The organism is Sagittula sp. NFXS13 (assembly GCF_040148795.1).
Lineage (GTDB): Bacteria > Pseudomonadota > Alphaproteobacteria > Rhodobacterales > Rhodobacteraceae > Sagittula > Sagittula marina.
In genome coordinates this window covers 42,955-67,519 of the sequence record NZ_JAGEMH010000015.1, presented here as the reverse complement: position 1 = coordinate 67,519, position 24,565 = coordinate 42,955, and the positions used below count along the sequence as shown (strand labels likewise).

18 protein-coding genes, 2 tRNA genes and 1 pseudogene are annotated in these 24,565 nt (G+C 57.9%); 6 read left to right on the top strand and 15 right to left on the bottom strand.

Translation table 11 applies throughout. The features are described 5' to 3' along the window. From J4E08_RS20345 to J4E08_RS20280, 14 genes and pseudogenes are all read right to left on the bottom strand, one after another. Entirely contained in the window at positions 1 to 1,032 is a 1,032-nt protein-coding gene (locus tag J4E08_RS20345) for an efflux RND transporter periplasmic adaptor subunit (RefSeq protein ID WP_349540038.1), read from the bottom strand. Between the two features lie 504 nt (positions 1,033 to 1,536). Next, a complete protein-coding gene (locus tag J4E08_RS20340) occupies positions 1,537 to 2,589 on the bottom strand; it encodes a 2,3-butanediol dehydrogenase (protein WP_349540037.1) in 1,053 nt (350 codons plus the stop codon). Positions 2,590 to 2,625: 36 nt separating this feature from the next. Next, the gene (locus J4E08_RS20335; protein WP_183968769.1) at positions 2,626 to 3,405 is read right to left on the bottom strand and encodes an acetoin reductase; all 780 of its coding nucleotides are present in this window, start codon (positions 3,403 to 3,405) and stop codon (positions 2,626 to 2,628) included. A gap of 92 nt (positions 3,406 to 3,497) precedes the next feature. After that, positions 3,498 to 5,297: an NAD(P)/FAD-dependent oxidoreductase gene (locus J4E08_RS20330; RefSeq protein ID WP_349540036.1), complete on the bottom strand. Its 1,800-nt coding sequence runs from the start codon at positions 5,295 to 5,297 to the stop codon at positions 3,498 to 3,500. 155 nt (positions 5,298 to 5,452) lie between these two features. Beyond that, positions 5,453 to 7,180 (bottom strand): sigma-54-dependent Fis family transcriptional regulator, encoded by a 1,728-nt coding sequence (locus tag J4E08_RS20325; protein ID WP_349540035.1) that lies wholly within the window; start codon positions 7,178 to 7,180, stop codon positions 5,453 to 5,455. A gap of 693 nt (positions 7,181 to 7,873) precedes the next feature. Further along, positions 7,874 to 7,949, bottom strand: a tRNA-Val gene (locus tag J4E08_RS20320). A gap of 631 nt (positions 7,950 to 8,580) precedes the next feature. Further along, positions 8,581 to 8,655: transfer RNA gene (locus tag J4E08_RS20315), tRNA-Val, on the bottom strand. A gap of 19 nt (positions 8,656 to 8,674) precedes the next feature. Then, the gene (locus J4E08_RS20310; protein WP_349540034.1) at positions 8,675 to 9,166 is read right to left on the bottom strand and encodes an HU family DNA-binding protein; all 492 of its coding nucleotides are present in this window, start codon (positions 9,164 to 9,166) and stop codon (positions 8,675 to 8,677) included. A gap of 197 nt (positions 9,167 to 9,363) precedes the next feature. Then, positions 9,364 to 9,606, bottom strand: a pseudogene (locus J4E08_RS20305) (integrase core domain-containing protein); the annotation flags it as partial. A gap of 367 nt (positions 9,607 to 9,973) precedes the next feature. Then, positions 9,974 to 12,382, bottom strand: coding sequence for an endopeptidase La (gene lon / locus J4E08_RS20300; RefSeq protein ID WP_183969798.1), 2,409 nt, complete (start codon positions 12,380 to 12,382; stop codon positions 9,974 to 9,976). A 240-nt stretch (positions 12,383 to 12,622) separates the two neighbouring features. Continuing rightward, on the bottom strand, positions 12,623 to 12,787 hold the full coding sequence (locus J4E08_RS20295; RefSeq protein ID WP_349540033.1) for a hypothetical protein: 165 nt from the start codon (positions 12,785 to 12,787) through the stop codon (positions 12,623 to 12,625). A 118-nt stretch (positions 12,788 to 12,905) separates the two neighbouring features. After that, positions 12,906 to 13,997: an alkene reductase gene (locus J4E08_RS20290; RefSeq protein WP_349540032.1), complete on the bottom strand. Its 1,092-nt coding sequence runs from the start codon at positions 13,995 to 13,997 to the stop codon at positions 12,906 to 12,908. A gap of 114 nt (positions 13,998 to 14,111) precedes the next feature. After that, the gene (locus J4E08_RS20285; protein ID WP_349540031.1) at positions 14,112 to 14,555 is read right to left on the bottom strand and encodes a response regulator; all 444 of its coding nucleotides are present in this window, start codon (positions 14,553 to 14,555) and stop codon (positions 14,112 to 14,114) included. Beyond that, entirely contained in the window at positions 14,552 to 15,739 is a 1,188-nt protein-coding gene (locus J4E08_RS20280; RefSeq protein ID WP_349540030.1) for a sensor histidine kinase, read from the bottom strand. Before J4E08_RS20280 ends, J4E08_RS20285 begins: the two co-directional genes overlap by 4 nt. Positions 15,740 to 16,002: 263 nt before the next feature. On the opposite strand from J4E08_RS20280, the gene J4E08_RS20275 reads away from it, so the two are divergent. The 3 genes from J4E08_RS20275 to J4E08_RS20265 are packed head-to-tail and all read left to right on the top strand — an operon-like array spanning position 16,003 to position 18,832. Next, positions 16,003 to 17,220: an NAD-dependent epimerase/dehydratase family protein gene (locus J4E08_RS20275; RefSeq protein ID WP_349540029.1), complete on the top strand. Its 1,218-nt coding sequence runs from the start codon at positions 16,003 to 16,005 to the stop codon at positions 17,218 to 17,220. Then, entirely contained in the window at positions 17,220 to 18,014 is a 795-nt protein-coding gene (locus J4E08_RS20270; protein ID WP_349540028.1) for a glycosyltransferase, read from the top strand. Before J4E08_RS20275 ends, J4E08_RS20270 begins: the two co-directional genes overlap by 1 nt. Continuing rightward, on the top strand, positions 18,011 to 18,832 hold the full coding sequence (locus tag J4E08_RS20265; RefSeq protein ID WP_349540027.1) for an NAD-dependent epimerase/dehydratase family protein: 822 nt from the start codon (positions 18,011 to 18,013) through the stop codon (positions 18,830 to 18,832). The genes J4E08_RS20270 and J4E08_RS20265 overlap by 4 nt, the downstream gene beginning before the upstream one ends. 27 nt (positions 18,833 to 18,859) lie before the next feature. Here J4E08_RS20265 and tgt read toward each other — a convergent pair whose 3' ends face one another. Continuing rightward, positions 18,860 to 19,987, bottom strand: coding sequence for a tRNA guanosine(34) transglycosylase Tgt (gene tgt, locus J4E08_RS20260; RefSeq protein WP_349540026.1), 1,128 nt, complete (start codon positions 19,985 to 19,987; stop codon positions 18,860 to 18,862). 169 nt (positions 19,988 to 20,156) lie between these two features. Between tgt and J4E08_RS20255 the strand changes: the two genes are divergently transcribed. From J4E08_RS20255 to J4E08_RS20245, 3 genes are all read left to right on the top strand, one after another. Continuing rightward, complete coding sequence (locus J4E08_RS20255; protein WP_349540025.1) at positions 20,157 to 21,914, top strand: glycosyltransferase family protein; 1,758 nt, start codon at positions 20,157 to 20,159, stop codon at positions 21,912 to 21,914. After that, complete coding sequence (locus J4E08_RS20250) at positions 21,911 to 22,846, top strand: glycosyltransferase family 2 protein (RefSeq protein ID WP_349540024.1); 936 nt, start codon at positions 21,911 to 21,913, stop codon at positions 22,844 to 22,846. Before J4E08_RS20255 ends, J4E08_RS20250 begins: the two co-directional genes overlap by 4 nt. Positions 22,847 to 23,042: 196 nt before the next feature. Continuing rightward, entirely contained in the window at positions 23,043 to 24,509 is a 1,467-nt protein-coding gene (locus tag J4E08_RS20245) for a DEAD/DEAH box helicase (RefSeq protein WP_349540023.1), read from the top strand. The last annotated feature ends 56 nt before the right edge of the window (positions 24,510 to 24,565 follow it).

Genomic DNA, 24,565 nt, shown 5'->3' with positions numbered 1-24,565 from the left:
TTACTCCCCGATACGAGTGAAGGGGCGCGCGCGCTGACCGTCGCGCAGCTGAGACGCGCCGGTCTTCACGATCTGCGTGCCTTCGGCCGGGCCGTCGATCATGTAAAGCCGCCCGTCTTCTCGAAGCTCGACCTCCACCGGGGCTTCTCGGACAGTACCATCCTCAAAAATCATGACGGAGGGCGCTCCGGCCGGGTCATAGACCAAGGCAGTCTCGGGCAGGATGATGGCATCGGGCGCCCTGCCCTCCGCCGTTGCGAAGACACTGACAGAGGCGCCGGGGAAAACGAAATTGCCGGGGTTTTCCGTGAAAGCCAAAGTGATCGAATACGTTTGGCCAATGCTGGCTGTCTCCGTTTCGAACTCGCGCAGCGCGAGCGGAAAGCGTGTGTCATCACCCGGCAACTCAGCGTCAAAGCTGACGCCGTCGCCAGCGCCCGCCTGACGGAAAAGCACTTCGGGCACCTGAATGTCGACGCGCAATTCGGAAATGTCATGCAGCCGCACCACCGGCGTTCCCGCGGAAACCGTTTGGTAGTTTGACACCAGTCGCCGCGCGACAAGTGCATCGAAAGGCGCCCGCAAGGTCGCGTGACCCAAATCGTCCTGCGCGTTTTCAAGTGCGATTTCAGCCAGTTGAAGCTGGGTTTCGGCATCGCGCACGGAAACGGCTGAGACCGCTTGTCCGCGCAAGGATGCCAACCGCTCTGCATCGCGCTTGGCCTTGTCGTAGTTTGCTTGCGCCTGCGACACTGCGCGCTGGTAGCCGGACAGATCCAGCCGCGCGATCAGTGACCCTTTCGCGTTGGCGCTCCCCTCCTCGGCATTGAGCGTCTCCAACTGACCGCTCACCTGAAACGCCAGATCAACGGTCTGCTTGGCAATTACCTGACCAAAGAACTGCCGTTGCAACGACACGGGCTTCATGGACAGCGTCATCAGTTTGACTGGCTTTGCAAGCTCAGGCGTGGGATCAGCCGTTTCCTGTGCAGAGGCTAGGACTGGCAGAATGAGAAAAACAAGAGCGGTCATGGCTCGACGCATAGAGTTACCTTCCGTCACGCGCGGGAATGAATTTGCGCACATCTAGGCATATTCCGGGGAAAAGCAAACCGCTTAGTTCAGTTTTTCCAAGCTTGCTGCATGTTTCCGTAGGGTTTCGCCCAAGTGTTCAACAGGCGATACATGAATTTCCCCAAACATGCCTGAACGTTGGGACCGGAAGGTATCTAAAATCGCTGATTTTTGATCGAAGCTGAAGCGCCTAACGCAGACTGCGAATAAGCAAGAAGATCCGCCCTCTCAGTAACAACTCAGAAAAAAGCGCTGCATGAAGACATTCCAGATAGTATGCATCGATATACCCGCTCAAAAACGGACGGACCGACAGACTGAGCGGCCCGGCGCAGCGAAAAATCTGAGAAGACCGACGCTGAGGAACCATCACCTACCTAGGATAAATATCCATGCAAGGCTTGGTACGTTTGAGAGCGGAAAGCGGCTCGATTGCCGCTTTCTCTGAATCGTTTCGACAGATCACTCCGGCGCTTCGACCAGGATTTTAACGTGGGATTTCTCAGCGACCAGCGCCTCGAATCCTTCGGTGACGATGTCGTCTATGGAGATGCGTTTGGTGACCAGCTTTTCGGCGGCAAAGTAGCCTTGGGTCATCAGTTCCATTACCGCCGGATAGATGTTGCGGTAAGCGATGGTACCTTGCAACTGACGCTCTTTCAAAACGGCCGTGTTGGGCTGGAAGCTGGCATCGCTTTCCCAGATCGATACGATCAGCGTCTGCCCTTCGTGACGGGTGCTGTCGATGCATTGCGGCAGAACCTGCGGCACGCCTGTCACCTCAAACGCCACATGCACACCGCCGGTGGCGGCGCGAATGGCCTCTACCGCGTTTTCCGACGTGGGGTCGATGGCGGAGGTTGCGCCAAGGTCGAGCGCTTTTTGGCGGCGGACCTCGGACGGTTCGACCACATGGATCTGGGCGCAGCCCGCGACCTTGAGTGATTCGACCACCAGCAGGCCGATGGGCCCCGCGCCGAACACCGCAGCCGTGTCGCCGGCCTTGATTTTGGACATCCGAACAGCGTGAAGCGCAACGGCGGCGGGCTCTACCAGCGCGCCTTGTTCCATCGACAGCGCATCGGGCATCTTGTGCACCATACGCGCCGGAATGACCGAGGAGGCGGCAAAGCCACCATGCCCGCCTGACAGGCCGACAAATCCCAAGCTGTCGCAAAGGTTGTACTTGCCTTCGAGACAGGCGGCGCAGGTGCCGCAGGAAAAGATCGGTTCAATCGCCACGCGGTCGCCGACCGACAGGCCGGTAACCCCCTCGCCCAATTCGCTGATGGTGCCGCAGTATTCATGGCCCATGGTGATCGGGGCCTTATCGTGGCTTAAGGGGTGCTCCTCGTCCACGGGGACAAAAATCGGCCCGGCGAGATATTCATGCAGGTCCGAGCCGCAGATGCCTGTCCAGGCAACTTTGATTTTTACCTCCCCGGCGCCGGGAGCGGGTTCTGAGATGTCTTCGACGCGAATGTCTTTCACGCCGTGCCAGCGAGCTGCTTTCATGGTATTTCCTTTGTGTTGAAACGGGGGTGCGTCTGGTCAGCGGTAAACCATGCCGCCGTCGATCAGGATCGCCTGCCCCGTCATGTAATCGCTGTCGGGGCCTGCGAGGTAGGAAACGAGGCTTGCCACATCGTCTGGTGTCTGGGCGCGGCCCAAGGCGATGGAGCCAACAAATTCGTCGAAGGTGGCACCTTTTTTAGCGCCTGTGAGTTCCGAGAAGCGTTCGTCTATCTCGACCCACATATCGGTGCCCACGACACCGGGGCAGTAGGCGTTTACGGTGATGCCGTCCGCCGCGAATTCCTTTGCGGCGACCTGCGTCAGCGCCCGAACCGCGAATTTTGTCGAACAATAGGCCCCCAGCATGGGAAAACCCTCGTGACCGGCGATTGAGGCCGCAGAGATGATCTTGCCCTTTGTGCCGTCCTTTTTGAACCGCGCCGCGGCCGCCTGAATGCCCCAAAGCACACCTTTGACGTTGACCGCGTGGACCTTGTCCATCTCGGCCTCGGTGATTTCTGCAATGGGCTGGACCTGCGCGATACCTGCGTTGTTGATCATGATGTCAAAGCTGCCAAGTTGATCGGCAGCACTGTCGATGGCGTCGATGACCTGCTGGCGGTTGGTCACATCGGCGGTCAACGTGATGACCTTTGCGCCATTGGCCGTCAGTTGGCTGGCGGCGTCGGCCAGTTGATCAGCGTTGAGGTCGACCAGCGCAATCGCCGCCCCGTCTGAAGCCAGCCTTTGCGCAATGCCAAGACCGATGCCGCGCGCCCCGCCCGTGATCAGTGCGGTTTTTCCCTTGAGAGACATGTTGAACTCCTTGCGTATGATTAAGGTGCGCCCGGCGGAGGAGACGCCGGGCGCGGGGTGCGTCACATGGTTTGACGCACCTCGGGAGGTTCTCAGGAGAGGTGATGCACCTCTTGCTGGCCGTAAACGGGGGTGTCCAAGCCCTCCATCCGGGCCTTCAGTTGCAGGGCAAGATACAGGGAGTAATGGCGTGACTGGTGCAGGTTGCCGCCGTGGAACCAGAGGTTTTCCTGCTGGGTCGGCTTCCACATATTGCGCTGCTCGCCTTCCCATGGTCCGGGGTCTTTGGTCGTGTCAGAGCCGAGGCCCCAAACCTTGCCCACCTTGTCCGCAACCTCTTGGGAAATCAGGTCGGCAGCCCAGCCGTTCATGCTGCCGTAGCCAGTGGCCATGACCACAAGATCGGCATCCAGATGCGTGCCGTCCGACAGCACCACGCCCGTTTCATCGAAGTGATCGACCTGACCTTTGACCAGCTTAACCTCACGGTCGATGATAAGTTGGCTGGCCCCCACGTCGATGTAATAGCCAGAGCCACGGCGCAGATATTTCATGAACAGACCGGAGCCGTCGTCGCCCCAGTCGAGCTCAAACCCGGCGTCTTCGAGACCTTTGTAGAAGTCCGCGTCGCGTTCCTTCATCTGATCGTACAGAGGGATCTGGAACTCATGCATGATCTTGTAGGGCAGCGAGGCAAAGACCATGTCGGCCTTCTCTGTGGTCATGCCGGAGGCGACGGCGTCCTCGGAATACAGAGCGCCGAGGCCGATATCCATCAGGCTGTCGGATTTGACGATGTGCGTGCTGCTGCGCTGCACCATGGTCACGTCGGCATCGGCTTCCCAAAGCGCGGCACAGATATCGTGCGCGGAGTTGTTGGAGCCGACCACGACCACTTTTTTTCCGGTCCAGTCATCCGGGCCCTGATGCTGCGAGGAATGCTGGATCGTGCCTTTGAAGCTGTCCATGCCGGGGAACGTCGGCATGTTCGCCTTGCCGGACATGCCGGTGGCCAGAACCAGCTGCGTCGGGCGCAGCGTGACCTCCTCGCCGTCGCGGTTGACCTTGACCTCCCATGTGCCGGTGCTCTCGTCGTATTTGGCCGACTGCACCTCGGAGCGGGTCCAATAATTGATCTCCATCACCTTGGTGTACATTTCAAGCCAGTCGCCAACCTTGTCCTTGGGCGTGAAGACGGGCCAGTTGTCGGGGAATTTGATGTAAGGCAGATGGTCATACCAAATCGGGTCATGCAGGCAGAGCGACTTGTAGCGGGAGCGCCACTGGTCGCCGGGACGGTCGTGTTTATCGAGCACGATGGTGGGGACGCCAAGCTGGCGCAGACGGGCGCCAAGGGCGATGCCCCCCTGACCGCCGCCAATGACAAGCGTATAGGGCTGATCGGAGTATCCAAGGTTGGCCTCTTCGGCCTCACGTGCCTCTTTCCAGCTGGCGCGGTTTTTCTTGGCACCGTGCTCCGCGCCCATGGGGCGGCGTTTGCCACGACTTTCCTCAAAACCCTTGAGCTCTTGCAACGCAGTGAGCAGCGTCCAGATGCGGTCGTCCTTCAGCCGCATCAGCCCCCAGCCACGACCGGCCTTTGTCTCAAAGGTGATCCAGGCGGTGGTGACGCCGCCCTCCTCTGCCGGCACCTCCCCCGACTGAAGTTGAAAGTTGCCGGGGCGGGTGTGTTCAAGCTGACGTCCCAGCATGTCGGCCACACCCTCTGGCCCTTCGACGGTTTTGAGATTCCATGTGACGGACACAAGGTCACGCCAATAGCTGTCCGAAGCGAACAACTGGCTGGCGCGTTCTGCATCGCCGCTCTCCAGCGCGGCGTTGAGCGTGTCGAGTACCTCTTGGGTGCGGGTAGTGGCGGTTGAATCAAGCATCGCGTTTCCTCCTCTGCGCGTGGCTTGGGAGGGAGTATCGAAGCAAAAAGGCGCGCCAATAAATGAAAGGTTTACGGATTGGCAGGATTTTCGGAACGCTGCGACGCGGCATGTTGCGTGTGCAACAGAGACGCAACAAGACGCGTTGCGCGACGTTATTCCGGTGGTGTCAGCCCGGCCTTGCGCATCCGACGAAGAACCGTTGAGCGGTTCACACCCAGCCGACGCGCGGCGCGGGACATATTCCAACCGCATGCCTCCATCACCTGTTCCAAGGGTTCTTCGGCCTTGATGGTTTGAGTGGCTTGCGGCGCGTCAGGCAGGTCAGGTGCGTCGATCACGCGTGCTTCGCACAGCGCCACCGCCACGTCGATGACCTGCTCCAACTCGCGTAGATTGCCCGGCCAGTCCCGTCCCAGAAGTGCGGCGCGGGCGGAGGGCGACAGCCGCATGTCCTCGGGCGCGCGCCGTTGCAGAACGCGGTCCAAAAGCCAGCCAATATCTCGTCGGGCACGTAGTGGCGGCAGACGCAGCGTGGCCCCGGCCAGCCGATGAAAAAGGGCGGCAGACATGGGCAGCTCAGTGAGATCAGCGCAAGTCGTGGACAGCGGGCGCAGACACGGGCGCGCATCAAGCAAGGCCGCAAGCGCGACGGCGGTGTTCACGGACAGATCCTCGATCCGGCGCAGCAGAAGCGTGGTCGGGCCGGTGCTGTTCACGCACGCTGCGTGCAGAGCGTCGGGCGTCAAACCACCGCAATCCACGGCGATAAATCCGGCAGAGGTGCCGGTCATGTGGATGGCACGGGCGAGCTTGGTCTTCCCGGTGCCTGTTTCCCCGGTAAGAAGAAGCGGCACATTGGTGTGCGCCAGCTTGGCGGCCTGGGTCAGCAGGTGTCCCATTGCCGGGTCGTCACCCGCCAAACCGGCCAGAGGACCACCCCGTCGTGTGCTGCGCAGGGCGGTGCGCGGCGCCTGCGGAGCGATGGCATGACCAAACAGTGCGCCCCCGCCCTGCATTTCGATGATGCGGTCCTCGGTCGGACGATCGCGCATGAGATCGGGCAGATCATCAACGGTCACCCCGAGCACCTCGTCGATGCGTCGGCCAAGGATCTGTCCTCCATCAGCGAACAATCGGCGCGCTGAGCGCGTGTAGCCAAGCACGCGGCCAGCGCCGTCCAGTCGCACGGCGGCCTCTGGATCAACATCAAGGAATTCAGGACTGTCAGAGATGCGCAACACCCAGTCGCGGCGGCTTTCGGCCATGAGGTTAGCCATTTCCACCCGGCGGGCGGCGCTGGTGACAAGGCTCATGGCGAGGTTCTGGCTGCGCTTTGGCGTGGGAGAGCGGAGCAAGGAAATATCGAGCACCGCAGCCAAGCCGCCGAGGCTGTCAAAAATCGGCGCGGCGGTGCAACTAAGGCGTGTATGAGCATTGCCGAAATGATCGTCCTGATGCACGGTCACCGGTTCTTGGGTGACGATGCAGGCGCCGACACCGCAAGTTCCTGCGAGGTCTTCGGACCAATTGGAGCCAAGATACAGCCCGGCGCTGCGCAGATTATCCGCGAAAAGATCATCGCCAAAATAGTCAACGCAGACGCCCTTGGCATCGGTGAGAAGAAGCACGTAGTTCTGTCCCGACACCTGACGAAACAAGCTTTGCAGGCTGGTCCGGGCGGCTCCGATCAGCCACTCGGCCTGCGCGCGATGGTCGCGCAGTTCGCTGTCCGTGACAATATGCGCCGGTTCCGCGCGGGTCGGGTCCATGCCGTATTGTTCAACACAGCGCCGCCACGAGGCCGCCACGAAACCGTCTCTTCCGGTCTGCGTACCCTCCAGAACCTGTTCAATTTCCTCAACGTGTTGGCGTTCCTGCATCGCACTCCCCTCCCACTGCGGAAGGCTACCACAGGCTTTGGGTGTAGCGGGTGCGACTTTGGTCGTGATGTGACGGCTGGACTGCCCCCAAGGGCACCCCGGACGCCTTCGCAGTCGCGACTGGTTGGTCACTGGGCAAACGCCCGTGAAAATCAGCGCGGCGGGGTTTTGGGTGCAGTCCAACAGCCCGCCAATCGATGGATTTGACAGGAGTGGAGGGTCGATTTCGCGGCACTGAGGTCATCATCAGGCCTTCCGGCACGCAACTCTCTTTGATCGGTCGCCCGGTGGAAGCCGCGTTGTCTTTCGCGCGAAGACATCCAGTCTCGCTCAAAAGGCCGGCCATGCCCTCACTTTTAGGTGGTTTTGCATCCCCCCGAAGAGCGATGTATGCCCACCTGCCGACCGGTCCCTCTATCATGATGGGCCACCGTTGGTCGGCTATATGATCGCATTGATCGGCACCAATCGCGCTAACCGTGACCGAAGGTTGGAGATAAGGCTTATCAGGAAAGAGGCGTTCACATCGACACGAGGTTAGCCGATGGTCTGTTCAAGAAGCCTCATCCATCGCAGAACTGCCTGCTGTTGAAGCTGGGAGGTGCAGCCTTGTGGTGCCATATTCCATGCCACTCAAACCGCTGAGAACAGGCCACCCATTCGGAAGCCTATTTCATATTTTCCAAGACGGTTTGGTGGGTGATGAGAGGCTCGAACTCCCGACATCTTCGGTGTAAACGAAGCGCTCTACCAACTGAGCTAATCACCCGGTAGCGTGTGGAATAGACAAACGCGCCGCCCCTTTCAAGACGAAAATAACAGCTTTGCGAAATTTTTCGACCTTGCCCGACGACGACTACAATGGGCACGTACAGGTCCAGTACCGCGCCAATAAATTGTTCAGACCGCTTCAACTTCGCAGCACCCTGAGCCCTTTCGAACTAAGCAAAGTGGCCGCGCCGTGGATGTAGCGGTCCTGATTTACACTTATATTTTCGAATGCTTTGCTGCTGCATAACCAAGGCGGAAAACCACATCGCAAACGCCAGGAACCCGTTCGGACAAGCCGAGCCACCTCTGGCTGTCTTCCAGGCCTTGAAATACGTTGGATGAGCGGTCAGGCGAAAATGGAGCGGATCCCACTACGGAAACCGCATCGAGACGAAACGACTAGGAACGCGCTGATGACGGTGCAATTTGACGGCAAGGGCCACCGACCTTCAGGTCTGCGTTCCCGCAATGAGCCGCTTCAACGCACTTGGCCTACCCATCAGAGAAGCCATCGGCAAGTGTACGTGAGGAAGTATGTGGCCTGGGGAGACCCCAATTCACACGACAGCGGCGCCATTAAACCGAGTGAGACTTCACCAGTCTGCAAGATCTCAGCATCAATAGGGGAATGGTGGGTGATAAGAGATTTGAACTCCTGACATCTTCGATGTGAACGAAGCGCTCTACCACTGAGCTAATCACCCGGTAGCGCGGCTTTTAGACTCACTCAGCAGCCTGTGCAAGAGGGTCTTGGACAGAAATTCCGCTCTCTTCTGGCTGACGCACTCGGGCGTTGATGATGTGACCATTGCCATTCCTTTTCATGCCTGTGACCTTGAGTTTTCCCAGCGGTAAAAGGTTCAAGTCACGGCCTTCAGCCAAAGCTTTCCCCAAGACGGCGAGCGCCGCTTCTATGGCCAGCTTAGCGTCGCGTTTTTTCACGCCGGAGCGTGCTACGGCGGCTTCGACGAGCTCTTTCTTTTTCACCTCGGGCTGAGGAACGAGCGGCAGAGCTGAAACTTGAACAATCTGGGGCTGCTTTGTCTCTCGGGAGACGCCCCAAGTTTCTGAATCCGCGTGTAGGACGTTTTCATCTGTACCGATGGTTATGAGCGGGGGTTCGACACGCTCGATTATGGTCGCGATGCCACGTGTGGACGTAGAGAATTCACGCGTTTTAGACCAACGACTCGTCGGTTTGCTCGTGCTTGTCATGATACCTGCCTCTGATCGATTGTTGCGCCACGGCTCTCCGCAGTCACTTTTTTTATGAGGCAATGTTAAACCGATAGGAGGTGCCCTGCCAACAGTTGCTTGCCTCCGAAATCCCGCATTTTAATGAGGTCTGGCCGTAGGATTTCTACGGCTGTTTTCAGCTTCATAGATGGGAGTATTGACCTGCCCCTGAACTTTCATCCAGCCGCGACCGGAGTCCGAGGGTTGTTTACGCCGATTGGCGCAGGTTGAGCAATCGCCCGACGCGCGGAGCTTTCATCTCGCGCAGCGGGGCGGGCGATTGCGGTGGTCAGGGTTCGCGCATAGTCGGCCGGGGTCTCGTAACCTAAAGCCGAAGGCGGGCGTTCAGTGTTGTAGTCGGCAGCCCAGGCGGCGATCACGACACGGGCATGGGCCAGGTTGCGGACCATGGTCTCGTTGCTGTTCAAGAACAGAGCGTGAACTCCTCTTGTTCGAGAGAATGATTGCATAAGCCACTCAGATATCTTGCCGAGAAAACTCCACATGTGAAGATGCTCTAGTTTTTGGGGATTATCCATGTTTTTGACTGCCGGCCTGCAGAGTCAGCAATGAGCCTGAACTCGAAATGCTGGGTCCGTTCTGGAATGGACAACAATCCGCCGCTGCTGATGCCTACGACCGCGCCATAGACCGCCAAGAATTGAAGATTTTGGACCGCATTGAAAATCAATCTTTAGACTCGCAGACCCCGGTCCAAAGAGATTTAATACGCCCGGCACGAGGACCGTACCGGGCGTACTATTAAAACAATTAGATCGTGCAGCTTCAGTGGGCTGTAGCACTTCGATTGTCATCCGGCTTAGACGCCGCCGCTGCAGCTGCCGCTTCTTCTGCAGCCTCGTCCCATTCAATGGGTTCTGGCTTCGATACCAGCGCCTGCGCCAAAACTTCAGACACGTGTTTGACTGGAATAATCTGAAGGCCTTCCTTCACGTTGTCCGGAATATCGGCCAAGTCCTTTTCGTTTTCCTCAGGGATGAAGACCGTCTTTATCCCGCCACGCAAAGCCGCCAACAGTTTTTCCTTCAGGCCACCAATGGGCATGGCATTGCCGCGCAATGACACTTCGCCAGTCATAGCGATATCTTTGCGAACCGGGATCTGAGTCAGAACGGACACGATAGACGTCACCATAGCTAAGCCGGCAGATGGCCCGTCCTTCGGCGTCGCGCCATCCGGAACGTGAACGTGGATGTCCAGCTTATCGAACTTTGGTGGTTTCACTCCAATCATCGGAGAGATCGACCGAACATAAGACGAAGCCGCATCAATCGACTCCTTCATGACGTCGCCAAGCTTACCAGTGGTCTTCATCCGACCTTTCCCGGGCAGCTTTAGCGCCTCAATGTGAAGAAGGTCGCCACCAACGGATGTCCAAGCCAATCCCGTCACGACTCCAATCTGGTGTTCATCCTCTGCCAGACCATAACGATGCTTGCGAACCCCAAGGAACTCGTGAAGATTTTCGGCTGTCACGACGACCTTGTCGGTCTCCTTCTTGACGATCTTGGTTACCGCTTTGCGCGCAAGTTTAGCGATCTCACGCTCCATGTTCCGCACGCCAGCTTCGCGAGTATAATACCGCACGATGTCGACCAAAGCTTCGTCGGACACCTCGAACTCGCTCTTTTTAAGCCCGTGGTTTTTCACGACCTTACCCAGCAAGTGACGCTTGGAAATCTCCAGCTTTTCATCTTCTGTGTAGCCAGAGAGCGAGATGATTTCCATCCGATCCAGCAACGGCCCAGGCATGTTATAGCTGTTTGACGTGGTCACGAACATGACGTTCGACAGATCGTATTCAACCTCAAGATAGTGATCCACGAAGGTCCCGTTCTGCTCCGGATCGAGCACTTCAAGCATCGCCGACGCCGGGTCGCCACGGAAATCCTGACCCATCTTGTCGATCTCATCGAGCAGGATAAGCGGGTTCGTGGTCTTCGCTTTTTTCAAGGCCTGAATGATCTTGCCAGGCATGGACCCGATATAGGTCCGTCGGTGGCCACGGATCTCAGATTCGTCACGTACACCGCCCAGCGAGATGCGGATAAATTCGCGCCCCGTGGATTTGGCGATAGACTTGCCGAGTGACGTCTTACCGACGCCGGGAGGACCAACGAGGCAGAGAATCGGACCCTTCAGCTTTTGGCTGCGGGCCTGAACGGCGAGATATTCGACGATGCGTTCTTTGACCTTGTCGAGGCTGTAGTGATCCTCGTCGAGGATGTTCTGCGCCCGATTCAAGTCCTTTTTCACGCGCGACTTGGTGCCCCACGGGATGGACAGCATCCAGTCGAGGTAGTTCCGCACCACAGTCGCCTCGGCCGACATGGGGGACATGTTCTTCAGCTTCTTGAGCTCAGCTTCCGCCTTTTCCTGCGCCTCTTTGGACAGCTTGGTCTTGGCAATTTTCTCTTCAAGCTCGGCAATTTCGCCTTCGCCCTCTTCGCCGTCGCCCAACTCCTTCTGAATGGCCTTCATCTGCTCATTCAGGTAGTACTCACGCTGTGTCTTCTCCATCTGGGATTTCACGCGGGTCTTGATTTTCTTTTCGACCTGCAGAACAGACATTTCGCCCTGCATGAGACCGTAGACCTTCTCGAGCCGCTCCGAGACGGAAAGCGTTTCAAGAAGCTCCTGCTTCTGCCCCACTTCCACGCCAAGGTGCCCGGCAACGAGGTCGGCCAATTGAGCAGGCTCGGTCGCCTCGCTGACAGCAGCCATTGCCTCTTCGGGTATGTTTTTCTTGACCTTGGTGTAGCGCTCAAATTCTTCGGCGACTGTGTGAACCAAAGCTTCGATCGCCGCAGGGTCACCGGGCATTTCAGTCAGGTACTCGGCCTTGGCTTCGAAGAAGTTTTCATTCTCAATGTATTCATTGATCTGAACACGGCTCTGACCTTCGACAAGCACTTTTACAGTGCCGTCTGGCAGTTTCAGCAACTGCAAAACGTTGGCAAGGACACCGTTGCGATAGATGCCTTCCTTGTCCGGATCATCCACCGAAGGGTCAATCTGGCTGGCAAGCAATATTTGCTTGTCGTCGTTCATCACCTCTTCCAATGCGCGCACGGATTTTTCGCGGCCGACAAAAAGCGGCACGATCATGTGCGGAAATACGACGATGTCGCGCAGCGGCAGCACCGGGTAAGAAGAGTTGAGTGGCTGTTTCATGCTCGCGTTTCCTGTTCTTGGCAGAACGCCCCGGCCCCGCATCGCGGCAGCTTGGGTCGTCCCCTGTCTGGAAGACTATATCTGGGGGTGCTCTGCTTGATTTTCAAGCAGGTCTTGCGACCCTCGTGTCAGCCTATTGCGAACAAGATGGCCCTTCCGAGCCCGCGGTGCAAGGGAAGGATATGTTGCCTTTTCCAGGATGGTTTGCGGGGTGTAACCCCCGCAATGACGCGGCCTGCCTCAGTCCGCAACACGCTTGTCTTGTGCAGCTTTCATCCGGGCGAGAAGCTCTGCTTTGTCAGCCTTGCCTCCGCGGGCGTCTTTGCCCGAAAGCTTTTTATTGCCGTCGTCAAACTTGGGAGCGCCCTTTGCACTCTTTGGATTGCCACTTTTGCCGTAGTCCATGTCGATACTCCTTATCGCTGTCACGAACGTCGTGGCAGGTTGGCATCCTCTATCGTTAGATGCGCGCGCGGCAAGCGCCAATCCGTCTGCCGCGCGCAACTGTGACTGATTTAAGGTATCATGCGTCGCTCTCTGACAGCATCGGATAGTCGGTATACCCCTCGCGGCCCCCACCATAGTATGTGCTGGTGTCTCCTTCATTCAGAGGAGCGTTCTGCTCAAGTCGCTCCGCAAGGTCAGGGTTGGCGATATAAGGGCGCCCAAAGGCAACCAGGTCGGTCAGGCCTTCCGACAAACGAGACTTTGCAAGATCGCGGTCATAGCCGTTGTTGGCCATCCAAGCGCCATCAAACTGGGTCTTGAGCGCCCGCAAGTCGGCGCCTTCCGGAAGATCGCGTGGACCGCCAGTCTGACCTTCGATCATATGGAGATACGCAAGGCCCCTGCCCGACACGAAACCGGCAAGAAAATTCCCGAGGGCCGTAGGATCGCTATCCTCGGCGCCATTCGCGCCAGAATAGGGCGAAACGCGCACACCCACGTGCCCAGCGTCCCATTCCGCAATGACGGCGTCCAGAACTTCGCCCAGCAAACGTGCCCGATTTTCGAATGAGCCGCCGTAAGCATCTGTGCGTTTGTTCGGACCGTCTTTCAAAAACTGGTCCAGCAGGTACCCGTTTGCGGCATGCACCTCGACGCCGTCAAAACCTGCGGCGCGAGCATTTCTCGTCGCGCTGGCAAAATCCGCGACAATTCGAGGGATTTCGTCCAACTCAAGGGCGCGTGGCTTCGACACGTCTACCATCTTCTCGCCGTCAAACGTTTGAACCCCTTCTGCGGCCACAGCCGAAGGCGCGACAGGTGCTTTGCCGCCTTCCTGCAGAGAAGTGTGGCTAATGCGTCCAACATGCCAAAGCTGTAGCACGATCTTGCCGCCGGCCTCATGCACCGCATTGGTAACCTTCTTCCACTGTGCCACCTGTGTGTCGGAGTGGATACCCGGCGTCCAGGCATATCCTTTGCCCTCTGGCGAAATCTGGGTTGCTTCGGAAATGATAAGACCAGCCCCGGCGCGCTGGCGGTAGTAGTCCACATGCATTTCCATAGGGGCGTCATTTTCCATCGCGCGGTTGCGCGTGAGCGGAGCCATGACTATGCGGTTCTTCAGTTCGATCGCGCCGACCTTGATCGGATCAAAAAGACTGCTCATTAGGATATTCCTTCGAGATTGCTGAATGCCTTCGTCGTGCTTAATGCATCCCAGAGCTGCAGCGTTCCCGTGCATTTCAGCACACCCTCTGTTCCCGAAAGTCGATGATTTCCGTCACCCCCGAGCGCTCTTCCCCACTTTACCCGGCAAACGTTGCTCGCCGATCTGGATGGCGATGCGCCGCGCATCCAGATCAGTCAACGGCTTGTTGAGGTATTCCCGCACAAGTTCGATAGCCTCCGCGCGCGCCTGATCCTTTGGATGCAGTGACGTGGTCAGCATGATGACCACGCATTCGACTAAATCGTCGCGAAACTCGGTTTTGATCGCTTCGAGGAAGTCAAACCCGTTCATCCGCGGCATGTTAATATCCAGAAAAATCACGTCAATGCGTTGTTCGGGGTTCGCACTCAGATGCTCCAACGCCGCCTCGGCCGACACGAAATCAAGGATCGTTGCATAAAGCCCTGTGCGTTTCAGAACTCGCCGATTCAGTTTCAGATCAATGGCTTCATCGTCGATACACATGGCCACGACGCCACCGGTGTCACTTCTCATGCGCTGTCCCTCCTATGGTCTTCGATGGGCAGTGTCACCGCAAAACAACTTCCCTCTCCCTGCCCGGATTGAACCGCGATGGTCCCGCCGTGCATGACTGCGATCCGCGCGCACAAGGCAAGCCCCAAACCGGAACCAGGAATATCATCGTGCCGATGAAGACGGCTGAACATGTCGAAAATCCGCTGCCGATACGCCTTCGGAACCCCGATGCCATTGTCGGTGACGGTAATACACACGGAATGACTGGTGGCCTCTCCGGTGCTGACCCTGACCACGGGGGGCACGCCCGGTCGGCGATATTTGATCGCGTTGGCAATCAGGTTTTGCAAGAGCAACCGGATCTGGGTGCGTGCCGCTAGAATGACCGGCAATGGGTCAATGACAACCTCTGCACCAGTGTCGTCGATCATGGCACGAAAATCGCCGCGCACTTCTTCCGCGACTTCGCGAACATTAACCATGGAGATCTGTGCGTCGCCTTTTGCCAGTGTGGCGAAATTCAGCACATCATCCACCAGCGTCTGCATCCGGCCCATTGTCGCAAAGGCATGACCGAGCAAATCAATCTGCTCCTCGTCAAGTGTGTCACCGTCACGCAAAACTTCTTCTACGAGACGGCGGGAGGTTTGCACGGGAGCCTTCAGGTCGTGAGCAAGGCTGTAGGCCAGTGCCTGCATTTCGTCCGTGGCGAGCCGCAACTTGCGACTTTCCGCCTCGAGAGCCCGTTGCTCCGCCCGTTTGAGCGACGTGACATCGTTATGCGCACCCAACATGCGGATAGCGCGGCCCTTTTTGTCTCGTACGGCGATACCACGACACCGTACCCAGACGGTCGACCCATCCGCGTGCCGATATCGCACGATCTGATCGTAGGGATGAGAGGAATCTGCGCAGTGTTTTTTGAAATTATCCAGCGCTACCGCCAGATCATCTTTGTTGATAATATCCTGCCACTCGGCCGGGCTGTGCTGGCGCGTCTTGGGATCGATGCCGAGGGTCTGCCAGAACTCCGGACTCATCCACTCGTCGTTGGGGTTCTCAATATTCCAATACCAGACGCCGTCTAGGGAACCGCGCTGGATGAAGCGCCACGCCTCCAGATCATTTTGCAACAGGTCGTTGAGTTCCTGTTCAAGGTAATGGCGAGACGCCTCACATTGAGCTGGTTTGTCAAACGTCATCATGCCTCCGCAATCACAAGACGCGACTCTAGACCTGGACTTTTAAGCAAACGTGAATGCCGTGCAGTGGTAACGCATGACTTCGCATCCTGACCGGCAGACTGTGGCGAAAGCATATCAATAGTGCGCCCCAAACCAGTAAACAGGACGAAATTGCGCGGTTTCCAGACATCAAAACTGTATCAATTCAGAAATATTTCATTTTACTTAACCTGACGACCAACGTAGCCACAGCGCAAGACATGCAAGCAGGAGCTTTCCAAATGCGTATCGCGATCCTTGGCGGCGACGGTTTCGTCGGCTGGCCAACCGCCCTACACCTCTCCAACGCCGGACACGAGGTGCACATCCTAGACAACCTGTCCCGTCGGTGGATCGACACCGAATTGGGTGTGCAATCTCTGACCCCGATGGATTCCATTCAGGAACGGTGCCGCATCTGGAAACAGACCTCCGGTGAGACCATCCATTTCCATCTGCTCGATCTTGCCAAGGAATACGAGCGGCTCAAGCAGTGGCTGGCGGAAACGAAACCGGATGCCGTCATCCACTTTGCCGAGCAACGCGCGGCGCCCTATTCGATGAAAACCGATCGTCATAAGGTTTACACCGTAAACAACAACACGAATGCGACGCATAACCTGTTGGCTGCGATGGTAGAATCCGCGCCCGACGCGCATCTCGTACACCTTGGAACCATGGGGGTTTACGGGTATTCCAGCGTTGGCGCGCCGATCCCAGAGGGCTATCTGGACGTGCAGATCGACACGCCCAATGGTCCCAAGGAGCAGGAAATCCTGTACCCGACGCGCCCCGGTTCGATCTATCACATGACCAAGTCGCTCGATCAGATCCTGTTTCAGTTTTACGCGCAAAACGATGGGCTTCGGATCACGGACCTGCATCAAGGTATTGTCTGGGGCACCCACACAGATCAGACCCGCAAGCACGAACAGCTTATCAACCGCTTCGACTACGATGGCGACTATGGCACTGTGCTCAATCGCTTTTTGATCCAGGCGGCAATCGGCTATCCGCTGACCGTTCATGGCACCGGCGGACAAACCCGCGCCTTTATTCACATCCAGGATTCCGTGCGCTGCATTGAACTGGCGCTCGGCGACGCGCCCGCATCCGGCGACCGTGTGAAGATTTTCAACCAGATGACAGAAACGCACCGCGTGCGCGACCTTGCGGATCTGGTGGCCAAACTGACCGGTGCAAAGGTCAAGAACCTCCCCAACCCCCGCAAGGAAGCGCCGGAAAACGACCTGATCGTCGACAATGATCAGTTCCTTGCGCTCGGACTAAACCCCACCACCCTCGCCGAAGGCCTGCTCTCCGAAGTTGTAGACGTGGCCAAGAAATATGCACACCGCATCGACCGCTCTCGTGTGCCTGCCGTATCCGCTTGGACAAAGGATATAGCAAAGACGGTCGATCGCGACCCTGAGGGCAAAGATCTGCGCGAAGTTTCCTGATGAAGACGGCCTATGTTACCTTGGTCTCTAACGCAGATTTTGCGTTAGGGGCCAAAGCACTGCTAAATTCTCTTAATGTGACAGGCACGCAGTCGGAGCGTGTTGTTTTGCACACCGGTGGCGTGCCGTCCGAAGCGCTGGACCCATTGATGGCTTTGGGTGCAAAGATGATAGCCGTGGACCACTTGCCGGTGTCGGATGCGTTCAACGCGGCCCATGCAAAGCAGGAAATTCACGGAAAGAACCCGTTCACCAAAGGCGAAAAACCGGCCTTTCACACGCCACTCGACAACTTCTGCAAGTTGCGGCTTTGGCAGTTGCCCTACGGCCGCGTGGTCTTTCTCGATGCCGATACCTTGGTTCTGCGCAACATAGACGTGTTGTTCGATTATCCTGAATTCTGCGCCGCACCGAACGTCTACGAGAGCCTCGCCGATTTCCATCGTCTGAACTCCGGCGTTTTCACCGCACGCCCATCTCAGAAGACATTCGACGCCATGCTCCAGCACCTTGATGCGCCCGGTGCGTTCTGGAAACGTACCGATCAGACCTTTCTGGAAAGCTTTTTCCCCAGCTGGCATGGCCTGCCTGTGACTTTCAATATGCTGCAATATGCATGGTTCAATCTGCCGGACTTATGGCGGTGGGACAGTATAAATGTCGTGCATTATCAATACGAAAAACCGTGGCAAGACCACGCCAAGGTGGAACGGCTTCGGCCATTGATCGAACTCTGGCGCGCCTATGCAGAGGGCACCCCCCCTGATCTGACGACACTGGCCAACCCCACATGATCGCTTTGACTGGTGCAACCGGGCTGGTGGGCCGCTGGCTTTTACCTTTAGCCGATCTGACCTTTGGCCGCAGGCCTGCGGGCAAGCTACACAGGGACTACAGTCTCACCGGTCCACCTCCTGACATGACCGGCGTCACAACACTTATTCACGCCGCGTTTCAGCATGAGCCGGGGCGCTATCGAGGTGGTGAGGGCGACAATCCGGAGGGCTTCATAGAAGCCAACTTACACGGCACCCTGAGGCTATTCGATGCCGTCGCCGACGCCGGCGTTGAGCGCGTCATTTTTTTGTCATCACGCGCTGTTTTCGACGGGCTGCCGCCGGCCACCAACCTGAGCGAGGACCTCACGACAGAGCCGAAGTCACTCTACGGGCAGGTCAAAGCCGCGGCTGAAACCCGCCTGTTCAGCCTCCCAATGGTGGGCATATCTCTCCGCGCCACAGGGATCTATGGTCCCGGCAAGGATCACAAATGGACCGGGCTTTTTGCAGACCATCTGAACGGCAGGCCCGTCGCGCCGCGTCGCGGTACAGAGGTCCATGGTACAGACCTCGCTCAAGCGGCTCGGCTCGCGCTCACCTCGGCAACCTCGGGCGCAATGCATGTGTCAGATATCTTGCTCGACCGGCACGACCTGTTGACCGAGGTGAACCGGCTTACAGGCTGCAAAATCGCCCCGCCCACCCGCGCCACATCGCCCGTCAGTCCTTTGATTTGTGAAAAGCTCCGGAGCCTCGGCTGGATTCCCGGCGGTATGAACCTGCTACGAAGCAGCCTTTCGGAAATGCTGCCTGACACTGCGGCACGGACGTAGCGCGGGGGTCTTCCCCCGGCCGTGCGCTCATAGCAGCTCGATATCGCCCGATCCGAACTCAGCCTCGAAATCCGTTTGAAATGATGCAAAGCGTCCCTCGGAAATCGCCGCTCGCATCCCCTCCATAAGCTCCTGATAATAGTGCAAGTTGTGCCATGTCAGGAGAGTACCGGCGATCATTTCCTTGGACCGCGTGACGTGGTGCAGATAGGCGCGCGAGTAACTTTGACAGCACGGGCAGCTACAATGTTCATCAAGCGGGCGCGGATCGTCAGCATGGCGGGCATTGCGTAAATTGACCTGGCCGCGCCGTGTCCAGGCCTGCCCTGTGCGGCCCGATCGGGACGGCAGCACGCAGTCCATCATGTCGATCCCGCGCGCGACCGCACCGACGATATCCGCGGGCTTGCCAACCCCCATCAGGTAGCGCGGCTTGTCCTCGGGCAGCTGGTCCGGCGCGAAGTCGAGACAGCCGAACATGGCCTCCTGCCCTTCACCCACTGCAAGCCCGCCCACGGCGTAGCCGTCAAAGCCGATCTCTGTCAGTGCCTTTGCAGATTCTTCGCGAAGGTCCTGCTCAAGCCCCCCTTGCTGGATGCCGAACAGCATGTGACCCGGACGATCACCAAACGCCTCTCGCGAGCGCTGGGCCCAACGCATAGAGAGCTGCATGCTCTCGTTGAGGCGCGTGCGGTCCGCCGGGAGCGCCGGACATTCGTCAAAGGCCATGACTATGTCCGAGCCAAGCAGCCTTTGAATTTCCATTGAGCGTTCAGGCGTCAGGTCATATTTCATGCCATCAATATGGGACCGGAAGGTCACGCCTTTCTCCGTCAGCTTACGCAGCGACGCGAGAGACATGACCTGAAATCCACCCGAATCCGTGAGGATCGGCCGCTGCCAATTCATGAACTTGTGCAAACCGCCAAGCTGCGCCACGCGCTCCGCCCCGGGACGCAACATCAGATGGTAGGTGTTGCCCAGCAAGACATCGGCTCCGGTGGCGCGCACGTTCTCTGGCAGCATTCCTTTCACTGTGGCCGCTGTGCCCACCGGCATAAAAGCCGGGGTCCGGATATCGCCCCGAGGGGTGGAAATCACGCCGCACCGCGCCTTGCCGTCGCGCGCGTTCAGGGAAAACGATGCTGCACCCATGGCTGCCTCCAAAACTTATGTCGCGCCCAACTACGCGGTTCATCCGTCGGATGCCAGCGTTCCAATTTTCCATTTGGATGAAGATTATCCTTAACGCGCCCTGAAACTGCCGAATTCTACGTTCAAAAGCAACTTGCCCCGCCCCAAACTATGTCCCACCTTCGTGATTATGAGCAGCCCTCCCCGTCGTATCTCCGCCCTGCTGACCCAATACGAAACCCGCCGCGATGCCATCGACTGCGCGGAAGGCGAAGGTCTGCCCGATCCTGATATGGATCTTCATCCGTTGACCCTGCAGATTGTCGCCGATCCAAACCTTGATCCGACTTGGAAAGCCCCGTTTCGTTCCGGATTTCACCGCAAAAGCCACGCAATACGACAAGAATTGCAGGGTTTAAGCGAGCTTTGTAGCCTACACGGCCTGTTGATCTCACATCTGCGCAAGCGCGATATTCCCGAACATGCGCCTGTTTTGTTCCACCGACTGTGGGCTGAGCACGGCGATCACTTGTTGACACATCTGGACTCGCGATGGCTGGTGTCCGCCGTCACGACCTTCGGAGATCATGGGCTGACCGCGGAACAGCGCTGCACTGGATTGGCGCTGTCTACGTTGTTCAGCATGATGAAATTGTATGAGACCGAGCGGATGTACTCTGACCACGCGCCGGATCAGCCGTTCTCTGCGCGCCACCGGCAAAAGGCAGACCTACCGCTGGATATGGATCCATACGCGTTGGTCGGGGGTGGGCTGGATGTGAACACGCTTGCACGGCTCTGGACAGAAGCCGCAAGGGACGCTGTCATAGCTCCATTGGCACATCATCTTTTGCGCGCGTTGCTCGACGATAAACGTGCGCTTTTTTCCCGTCTGGCCGAGATGCGTGCAGAGAAGGAAACAAAGCGTGCGCAAAAGCCCCATAACGCCTCACCGCGGGCGGGTGCAAAGCAGCCGCCAGAGCCCCGTCAAAACGCGCCCGTCGACCAAAGCCAATTGCCCGCCAGCGTCGCCGAACTGCGCTGGGGCCTCGTGACCACCACCAATGCACCCCTCGACCAGATCGCACGATTTGCCGCGCATCACATCGACCTCGGCGCGGAACGGCTGCATATCTACCTGGACAGGACGAACCCCGAGGCCGAAGCCTTCCTTACCCACCCACGCATTCACCTGACCTCGACCGATGCAGCCTATTGGGATGGCCATGCAAAGTGTCGACCCGATGCCCATCAGCTGCGCCAAGCCTTCAACGCCACGCGGTGTCTGCATGGCCCCGCTGCCCAGCACCATTGGCTGGGTCATATAGATGTGGACGAATTCCTGCTGTGCGAAAAACCAATTGCTCAGCTGCTGTTTGATGCGCCCAATAGCGCGGCTTTTGTCCGTATCCCTCCGGCAGAGGCATTGGCCTGCGCAGGGCAGCCCCGCCATTTCAAGCTGACCCATGCGCAAGCGAATGTGAAAAAGGCGGAGCTGCAAGACATTTATCCGACCTTCGGGATGCACCTATACGGTGGCTTTCTGTCCCATACGTCAGGCAAAATCTTTGCCCGGACCGGCATCCCCAACACCCGTTTAGGGATCCACGCGCTCAAGTACAAAGGCCAGGACGCCGGCAACCGCTACAAGCCGAATGGCCTGCTTCTTGCTCATCTCCACACGCCCAGTTGGGACCACTTCATGGCACATCTCGACTTTCGTCTGGAAAAAGGCTCCTATCGCCCGCGATCCGAGCGCCCAGAATTGGGGCAAGCGGAATTGCTGCGGTTCTTGCAGCAGGAGGACGGCGGTCTACGCGCGTTTTTTGACGAGGTGATCGCCGACACACCCGACCTCCGCGAACGGCTGCGCAAACGCGGTATGCTGATCACCCAGGACCTTGCCCTTGATGCCAAGGTCGCGCGCGTTTTCGGGCGTCTGCCATGATCCGTTGGGGCACTGTTTCCACGGTCAAAGCACCGCTGGATGCGATCCAGCGCTTTGCTGCTTGGCACCTCGAACGAGGCGCTCATCGCATTTACCTCTACCTCGATGACGATGTGCCAGAGACACTGGCCGCCTTGAAAACTCATCCTAAATTGCGCGTAATACACACCGATGCGGCGTATTGGGCCAAGCGCAATGGCCGTCCGGCCAAACATCAAACGCGCCAATCCCTGAACGCCCGTCACTGCAACAATCGCAAAGTCGAGGTGGATTGGCTCGCCCACATCGACGTGGACGAATTTCTCGTGCCAACACGTCCCATCGGCGACCAATTGGCCGCCCTGCCTGACGTGGCGCTCTGCGCCCGCACCCGCCCGATAGAGGCGTTGGCCCCTGGCCCCGGCACTACTCCCGGCGAGACGGTGTTCAAAGCCTTCCACATTGATCAGGCCAAACGCCAAAAAGCGGCTGAAGATTGCTTTCCCACTTTCGGCGCTCACCTCTCCGGCGGCTTTCTCAGCCATGTTGCGGGGAAACTCTTCTTCCGCACCGGACTGAAGGGGCTGCAAATCAAAATCCACAACGTGATCCTGAACGGCGCGCAAAACCCCGGGCAAGAGACCTTGCCCGACACCGAACTCGCTCATTTTCATGCCGACAGCTGGGAGCATTTCCGACATGCCTACCGTTTCCGGCTTGATCGAGGCTCTTATCGCGACGAGCTGAAGCCACAGGTCCGCCGAACCGGGGCGTTGTCTCATTACGAGCTTTTCAATGCCTTGGAGGCGCAGGGCGGCGAACAGGAACTGCGCAAATTCTTCGACGAAGTCTGCTTGGCAACCCCAGGCCTGTGTGATCGCCTCACCAAGCACGGGCTGCTGCGCAGACACCGGATGGACCTCGAAACACTGCGCGACAAACACTTCAGTTGATCGAGATCTGAAAAACGTCTTCAATTCGGGAAAAACAAGCCAAACCGGTCCTAAACGCCACGCTTGATTGACCTTTCGCGTTTTTTTTACTATAGGACGCGCAGGGGATGAAATCGACAAGAGGTCGGGCCGACCGGGCCGTCCCCCATACATACGCGCGGGCCAAGTCTCTGTGTCCGCAATCACACGGACATACATGACAAAATTCTCTGATCTGAACCTCAGCCCCAAAGTCCTTAAAGCCGTTGAAGAGGCCGGATACGAAACGCCCACGCCGATTCAGGCTGGCGCGATTCCCCCCGCTCTGGACGGCAAGGATGTGCTGGGGATTGCGCAGACCGGCACCGGCAAGACCGCGTCGTTTACGCTGCCCATGATCACCAAACTTGCGCGTGGCCGCGCACGCGCTCGGATGCCGCGCTCACTTGTGCTGTGCCCGACCCGTGAATTGGCAGCACAGGTTGCGGAGAACTTCGACACTTATTCGCAATACGTGAAACTGACGAAGGCGCTTCTGATTGGCGGCGTTTCCTTCAAGGAACAAGACCAGCTTATCGACAAGGGCGTCGACGTTCTGATTGCCACACCGGGTCGCCTGCTGGACCATTTCGAACGTGGCAAGTTGTTGCTGACCGGCATTGAAATTATGGTCGTCGATGAGGCTGACCGGATGCTCGACATGGGGTTCATCCCCGACATCGAACGCATTTTCTCGCTCACCCCCTTCACGCGCCAGACGCTGTTTTTCTCCGCCACGATGGCACCGGAAATCGAACGGATCACCAACACTTTCCTGTCCGCTCCAGCGCGCATTGAAGTCGCCCGTCAGGCCACCGCTTCAGAGACGATTGAACAAGCTGCCATCGCCTTTTCGCCATCGCGCAAAGACCGTGAAGGCAGTGAAAAGCGTGCCGTTTTGCGTGCACTTCTGGATGCAGAAGGCGACGCTTGCGACCGTGCCATCGTTTTCTGCAATCGCAAGGTCGACGTGGATATTGTAGCGAAATCGCTGAAGAAATACGGCTACGATGCAGAACCAATCCACGGGGACCTCGACCAATCCCACCGCACGCGCACCCTTGAAGGGTTCCGTGAAAATAAAATCCGCATCCTCGTCGCCTCTGACGTGGCCGCCCGCGGGTTGGATATTCCAGCAGTGTCACACGTGTTCAACTTCGACGTACCAAGCCACGCCGAAGATTACGTCCATCGCATTGGACGCACCGGCCGTGCAGGTCGTTCGGGAAAAGCCTTCACCATCTGTGTGCCGCGCGATGAAAAGAATTTGGACGGTGTAGAAAAACTGCTTCAAAAGGCAATCCCACGCCTCGAGAACCCGGCCAAAATCGCCAAGCCTGCGGACACCACAACTGACGATAAGCCGGAGAAAAGCTCCCGCACTCGCAGCCGCCGCACCACATCGACGTCCGATAAGTCAAAAGTCGACGCCAAGCAGGCAGAGGTTAAAAGCGAACCTCCCAGCGACAAAACCGGTTCAGTGGCTCTGAGCGACGCATCGCCGAAAAATAAACGCACTGATACAAAGCGCACCGATGACCGCAGGCACGACCGTCGCCCTGATCGTGGCAACAACGTAGTCGGCCTCGGCGATCACATGCCCGAGTTCATCGCGCTGAGTTTTGATGAACGCCGCGCAGGGTAATTATCTCAGCTTCGCTTAAAAAAGGCCGCTCAATTGAGCGGCCTTTTTTCATCCTT